This window comes from Xanthovirga aplysinae (genome assembly GCF_009711365.1).
In the GTDB taxonomy this organism is placed as follows: domain Bacteria; phylum Bacteroidota; class Bacteroidia; order Cytophagales; family Cyclobacteriaceae; genus Xanthovirga; species Xanthovirga aplysinae.
The window spans coordinates 1-6,465 of sequence record NZ_SMMB01001001.1; the positions used below are offsets into that span (position 1 = coordinate 1).

The following is a 6,465-nucleotide window of genomic DNA, read 5'->3' on the forward strand; positions in this document are numbered from 1 at the left end:
TTTTTAAGCTAAATGATGTTCAGGGAGATTTTCTTTCTTCACCCTTTTTTCAATTAAGAAGAGGCTTCTGTCGATTTCCCTCCTTAAGCCCTCATTTTCAATTTTCGCTTTTTCTTTTAACAGAAACTGTCTGCTTTCAGGAAAGGCACTCATGGCACGAAAAAGCTTCCATTTGATCAATTCATTTTTCCCACTTCTATTATGGCATTCTATCAAAATCTGAAAAACCTCCTTTTGATAGTTATAAAAACAAATGAATCCAACGGCGTCAATGACTTCACTTAATTGCCTATTATTATTCCCTTCCAACACACTGATCAATTTAGGAAGGGCCTTGGGCCCTATGTTTGCAAGTTTTCGACTAGCAATATCTCGTGGTAATGGATAGCTTGTCTTCTTAAAATCCTTTATAGGAACACTTTTGTGTTGATTACCTCCCACTTTTCCCAGAAGGTCAATTAATGGTTGTATGGATGCAGCTCCAAAAGAGGCTAAAGCCTTGCAAGTTTCTATTTTAGCATACAGCTTCTTCTCTTTCTTAAGAGCTTCAATTAAGAAATAAACTGCGTTTTCATTCTTAGAAGTACCTAATAACCTTGCACCAAGAATCCTTTCGTGGGGGGGGGGTACTTTGAAGTAACTTCACTTTTTCCTCAAATGAATAAGATTGAAAGTTAACTTCCATTCCACTATCTAGGAATCCCCTCCTTATTAATTGTTCCCGACTACTAGACATGGCAAAATTTTTAGGTATTCAAATTTAATAAATCAAAAAAGGAAGGATTCTCTCCCCAATACCAATGCATGTAAGAAGCAAGGATATTATCCTGATAAAAAACAGGCATGTCCACCACTTGCCCTTTGGCGTCCTTAACTTCTCCCGATTTCTGTATAGCCTTTAACTCTTCAAAATCCGAAAAATGAAATTCATGGCCTTTAAAAACCTGATTTTTAAGAGACACAGACCTGTAACCCAAATGTAATCTTTTGTCTTTCATAGATGTACGTAAAGGAAGTAAATCGCACATTGGAAAAACTTCTTCCTCATTTAATTCAAGTTCCTTTCCGATATACATCAACCCACCACATTCAGCAAGGATAGCCTTTCCCTTCTCATGATGATCAAGTATGGCCTTTCTCATTTCATGATTCCCTGCAAGCTGGTCCGCAAATTGTTCGGGATAACCACCCGGCAGATAGACCAAGTCGGCGTTAGGAAGATATTTATCTTTCAAGGGGCTAAAAAAACTTAGTTGTCCGATTTCTTCCAGGCACCTAAGGTTTTCTGCATAAGTGAAACAAAAAGCTTCATCCTTTGCCACAGCAATCTTAAGGGCACCCCTTTTGAGAACCTTCGGGCTTCCCAATCCAAACGTAGATTGGCTTACTTTCATCAATTGAGATAAATCAACATGTTTATCGATCAATTCAGCAGCTTTCTCAGCCAATTGATTAAAACGAACTAGTTTCTCATCCAAATGTAGCCCCAAATGCCGTGAAGGAGCTTTAAGGGCTTCACTAAATGGTAAATATCCCAAACAGTTGATACCAATATCTTCTGCGGCTTCCTTCAAAATTCGGTAGTGATTTTCTGAACCAACTTGATTAAAAATTACTCCTGCAAACTCTAAGTCAGGGTTGAATTCCTTGAAACCTTTTAATAAAGGAGCCACCGAATAGGCCGTCGCTTTGGCATTTACAACCAAAATAATGGGAAGGTTTAATACCTTTGCCAATTCAGCAGTAGATCCCTGATCTTTTACCGCCCCATCAAAAAGCCCCATCACCCCTTCCACCACCGCAATATCGGCTTCAACTAAATAATTTGCATAAACCTCTTTTAAATGGCTTTCGGCCATCATAAAAAGATCCAGATTTACACTTTGTTTCCCAGATACCTTTTTATGATAAATAGGGTCTATATAATCAGGTCCACATTTATAAGGTTGAACCCTGAAACCTTTTTTACTCAACGCCCTCAATAAACCACAAGTAACCATGGTTTTACCACTTCCACTGGAAGGAGCTGCTACTATTAATTGTGGTTTATACATACTGTATCTTTTCTCCGAAAAATTGTTAAACTATGCTCAAAGAACTCCCATGCTCCAATTATCCAAATCTTAGTTTGGAGCAAGCACTTTAAAAGCTCTTCTCGATTAATTTTACTTCAGAAGCTGTCTTGGCTCACCTGCTACCTTTTCTTTGCCTTGGTTGGTAAAGTCAGTTCATCATGGAACTCATCGGTAAAAAATAATGGCAAGGGAGTTCAAAATTTCCCCTCAGCTTTATCTAGTTTTACTTGTATAGCAATGCTACTTGGCAGTCTAATTCCAAAATTTGCGATGTTGTTCCACGGCTTCTTTGTTCAAAATGTTCCCTCGAACAATTGGTGGGTTTACAGCCCCCTCATATACCTTCTTATTAGGACACCTTAATCCCATTCCCTCAATGCGAATCCAATCTACTGAACAACCATAGACAACTTCCTTTATGCCCGCCCAATAAATTGCACCGGCACACATGGCGCAGGGCTCCGTAGAAGTATATAAAACAGCCTTGGATAAAGTTTTTTTATCCAGTTGCCTAGTGGCTATAGAGATTAACTTTAATTCTGCATGTAAAGTGACATCATGATCCGTATTAATGGAATTTTGAGCCTCTAACACAACCTTCCCGTCTACCACCAACAAAGCCCCATAGGGAAGATTTCCTCTATTTACAGCATCTTCAGCTAATTCAATGGCCCTTTTCATCCATTTTTCATCTGGCAAATTCATCTTTCCCCATTTACATTTTATCAATCTACTTTCTCAATAAACTAACACCTTTCATTTAGGAAATAGATCCAGAAACAGGCCTTTGAGCCTCTTCAAACTTCATTCCTGTTTTTTCTGCAAAGTCCCTTGACCAATATTGATTTCCCCTTGAAAAATCCAATAGTTTTTTCTGCCTATACTTTCTAAAATTTTTGTTAAAAAATGAGATAGCCGCTTCCCTTGGGTTTTGAGTCAAACCTGCATTAATCCTTCCGTCAGTAAAAAGAAATAAAGAAATAGCATTTGCATCATTTAAAGTTTGATTTCGCAAAAGGGCTTCGCCTCTTTGGAACAACTGCAAAAGATCCGTTTTTCCCCCTACTGGAAATTCTTTCATTTGATCAATTAACTGTTTTGTATTTCTGGTTTCAGGAATTATTTCAACCTTGTTCTCTGCCAGCCAAACCACTCCAAACTTTACTTTCCCATTTAATTTCTTTACTGATGCTTGCAAACAGCCCTTGATGTAACTAATCGTTTCCATTTTAGCCATTGAAGCAGAAGCATCTACCATAAACATTATCAATGGATAAGATTGAGAAGCCTTTGTCTTATACATCAACTTTTTTTCCTCCAATAAAAGGTGCTGACGAATGGTAGCAATCAAGTCTATCTCTTTCTTTGATTCAAAATTTCCCGATGGTAAAGGAAAACTATTTTTCAAAAGAGTCCCTTCTACTTTTTGCCTTACAGGTTTAATTTTCAGACCTGCGGCCTTTAATACAGGTGGAATCTTCTTTGATTCTGACCTGGTAAAAAATTCATCTTTCTTTAAACTACCGTGTGATCCTCCTTAGGAGCAGGAACTTCTTCCTGTTGTTGTCTGCTAGATGGTGGAGTGCTACTTCTTTTTCTAATCACCATGGCCTCAACAGTATTGATATCCAATAATTCTACATGTTTTCTTCCTTTCCAGGCCGCGTGGGCTGTGGCAGCACGATACCAAACCAAATCACCTCTTAGCCCCTCCATATTTAAATCAAGGCAACGCTTAACCACTTCTTTTTTTAATTCCGAAGGAAAGAACACTTCAGGAAGAGCCTGGCGTGCAAAATCAATTTGCCTTTTTACTGATTTTTCATTCTCCTGAAATTGAGCATAAAACTTCATAGGGTCCTGGTCAAAAAGGAAACGATGTTCCAAAGCCTGCATCCTCGTTTCTACTTCCCTTAAAGTTCCCACCTCCACAAATAAACCGAAACGATCGGTAAGCTGGGGACGCAATTCTCCTTCCTCAGGATTCATTGTTCCTACCAGTATAAATTGACTGTCCAGCCATTGAGAAATATTATCTCTTTCAAGGTAATAGCCTTTTGCAGAGGCTGCATCTAAAAGGCTATCCATCAAATAATCAGATAAAAGATTTACCTCATCAATATAAAGCATTCCCCCATGCGCCTGGGCCATTAATCCTTTAGAAACTACCGCTTTCCTTTCATTGAGCAATAGCTCCAGATCAACACTTCCTAAAACCCTGTCAGGAGTAGCCCCATTTGGGAGGTTTACAAAGGGAAAAGAAGGTTGTTTATCTCCTTCCCCATTTACTAAGGAGGCTAAGGAACGTACCGTAGTTGATTTTCCTGTCCCTTTATCTCCGTAGATTAACACTCCACTTATTAGTGGATCTATTACATTAAGCAGTAAAGCGAGTTTAAGTTCCTCCTGCCCTACAATAGCTGAAAAGGGAAATTGAATGCTTTTCATTAATTCTTTTTCTTTCTCTTATACAAAAAAAGCTGCCATTTTTCCTCAGCCACTCCTTCCTGATCCATTTCAGCCCGAGCCAAAATAAAAAAGAGATCAGAAAGACGATTAAGGTATGCTGCAATATATTCCTCTACACAATCTGGGTCTTCATACATCAAGGTAACCAAACGACGCTCCCCCCTTCTAATTTGTGTTCTAGCTACATGGCACAAGGCAGATATTTCATTCCCTCCCGGCAGCAAAAAGTAATCAGAAGGTGAACTCATTTTACTTTCCAGTTCGTCTATCCATTGCTCACAAAACTCTGCCCCATCAATAGGCTTGGGGTTTTTATTTTCCTTTTTGGAATCTGATGGCCTTGCCAAATGAGACATCATATCCATAAGGTCTTTTTGAATACGATGTAAATTGGGTTGCCAGCTGTGTTCCGCGTCTAATTTTGCCCTAAGCAACCCGATGGTACTATTAGCCTCATCTAGCACCCCATTACATTCGATACGGGCAGAGTCTTTTCGTTCCCTTTTTCCCCCGAATACGCCTGTTGTGCCTTTATCCCCTTTTCTTGTGTAAATTTTCATATTTTTAGTGATAATAATTGGAAAGCTGCTTTCTAAAACAACCTATTTGAGAATTTAAACCTAAAAAACTATCGAGAAGAATAACTTGTACCCCCAGCCATAATAATAGGTTAGACGGTTGCATCAGCGCCCCATTTATCAAGCATTTTTTCGTCCAATTCCTCCCCAATGAAGACTATCTGAGATTGTCTAGTTTCGCTTTCTTTCCATTTGCGGTCGAAATAATGCTCAAAGCGTTTGCCAACTCCTTGCAATACCATTCGCATGGGCTTCCCTGGGATGTTCAAAACCCCTTTTACCCGAAAAATATTATGCTCTTCCATTAGGTCTTTAATTTCCTCAATAAACACCTTTGGATCAGGAGTATTTTCCTGTCTAAGCAACACCGAATTAAGAGCATCATCGTGTTCATGGTCATGAGGGTGATCGTGATCATGATGGTGGTGGGCCTCATGGTGACTTTTACGGTTTTCAATATCTAATTCGGATGCAGCCTGAACCCCCAACATAACCTCTATAGAAACATGACCTTTATCCGCATCAACCATTTTCACATGCTTAGGTAACCTACCTCTGATAATCTCTTTTACCTCAGTAAAGCGACTTTCATCTACCAAATCCCTTTTGGTCATAATAACCAAATCAGCACAGTTAAGCTGATCCTCAAACAGCTCTTCAATACTGGTTTCATGATCGATGGTATCATCAGCAGCTCTTTGGGCCTGTACCCTTGCACGGTCACAAATTTCACCTGTTGCCTGCCCCACCGCATCTACAACAGTAACAACAGCATCTATGGTAATATGAGGCTTCAATTCTGGCCAATTAACGGCACGTACTAAGGGTTGGGGTAATGCTAGCCCGGAAGTTTCGATAATAATATGATCAATATCTTCTTTTCTTTCCATGAGCTTAATCATGGTAGGTAGAAACTCTTCCTGAACTGTGCAGCAAAGACAACCGTTGCTCAATTCTAGTATATCTTCATCTTCACAACCGCAACCACCGGATCGTAACAGATCACCATCTAAACCAAACTCTCCGAACTCATTGATGATAAAGGCTAAACGTTTTCCATTGGCCTGCTTTGCCAAATGATGAATCAAAGTTGTTTTTCCGGACCCCAGGAAACCGGTAACTACAGTAACAGGAATTTTTTTGGTATGCATAGTTGAATAAATTAAAATCTAGTTAATAATTATTATGAAGTTGCAAAAAGCACTATTTTTTCACCAAAGGTTCCATCATTACTTTGGCAGACATCAAAAATTGAGCTCATGAGAACCAATTTAATTCTTGAAATCAAATAGACGAATTATCTGATAAAATCTTTAGGAAAAGAAAAACACACTAAATTTAAA

General features: G+C 38.9%; 7 protein-coding genes. All 7 read right to left on the reverse strand.

What is annotated here, in order from left to right; translation table 11 throughout:
* Nucleotides 1-3: 3 nt before the first annotated feature.
* Nucleotides 4-441, reverse strand: coding sequence for a hypothetical protein (locus E1171_RS10055; protein ID WP_155205874.1), 438 nt, complete (start codon nt 439-441; stop codon nt 4-6).
* Nucleotides 442-746: 305 nt separating this feature from the next.
* Nucleotides 747-2,054, reverse strand: a complete 1,308-nt coding sequence (locus E1171_RS10060) for a cobyrinic acid a,c-diamide synthase CobB (RefSeq protein WP_155205875.1) — start codon at nt 2,052-2,054, stop codon at nt 747-749.
* 273 nt (nt 2,055-2,327) lie between these two features.
* A complete protein-coding gene (locus E1171_RS10065; protein ID WP_155205876.1) occupies nt 2,328-2,780 on the reverse strand; it encodes a nucleoside deaminase in 453 nt (150 codons plus the stop codon).
* Between the two features lie 55 nt (nt 2,781-2,835).
* Nucleotides 2,836-3,483 carry a vWA domain-containing protein gene (locus E1171_RS10070; RefSeq protein ID WP_155205877.1) on the reverse strand — a complete coding sequence of 216 codons (648 nt, stop codon included), beginning with the start codon at nt 3,481-3,483 and terminating at the stop codon, nt 2,836-2,838.
* 107 nt (nt 3,484-3,590) lie between these two features.
* Nucleotides 3,591-4,523 (reverse strand): magnesium chelatase ATPase subunit I, encoded by a 933-nt coding sequence (locus E1171_RS10075; protein WP_155205878.1) that lies wholly within the window; start codon nt 4,521-4,523, stop codon nt 3,591-3,593.
* On the reverse strand, nt 4,523-5,104 hold the full coding sequence (locus tag E1171_RS10080) for a cob(I)yrinic acid a,c-diamide adenosyltransferase (RefSeq protein WP_155205879.1): 582 nt from the start codon (nt 5,102-5,104) through the stop codon (nt 4,523-4,525). The genes E1171_RS10075 and E1171_RS10080 overlap by 1 nt, the downstream gene beginning before the upstream one ends.
* Before the next feature lie 110 nt (nt 5,105-5,214).
* On the reverse strand, nt 5,215-6,273 hold the full coding sequence (gene cobW, locus E1171_RS10085; RefSeq protein ID WP_155205880.1) for a cobalamin biosynthesis protein CobW: 1,059 nt from the start codon (nt 6,271-6,273) through the stop codon (nt 5,215-5,217).
* Nucleotides 6,274-6,465: the final 192 nt, after the last annotated feature.

Coding starts and splice junctions, on each gene's coding strand:
- E1171_RS10060 (WP_155205875.1), bottom strand. CDS start 2,054: ATGTATAAACCACAATTAATAGTAGCAGCTCCTTCCAGTGGAAGTGGT.
- E1171_RS10065 (WP_155205876.1), bottom strand. CDS start 2,780: ATGAATTTGCCAGATGAAAAATGGATGAAAAGGGCCATTGAATTAGCT.
- E1171_RS10075 (WP_155205878.1), bottom strand. CDS start 4,523: ATGAAAAGCATTCAATTTCCCTTTTCAGCTATTGTAGGGCAGGAGGAA.
- E1171_RS10080 (WP_155205879.1), bottom strand. CDS start 5,104: ATGAAAATTTACACAAGAAAAGGGGATAAAGGCACAACAGGCGTATTC.
- cobW (WP_155205880.1), bottom strand. CDS start 6,273: ATGCATACCAAAAAAATTCCTGTTACTGTAGTTACCGGTTTCCTGGGG.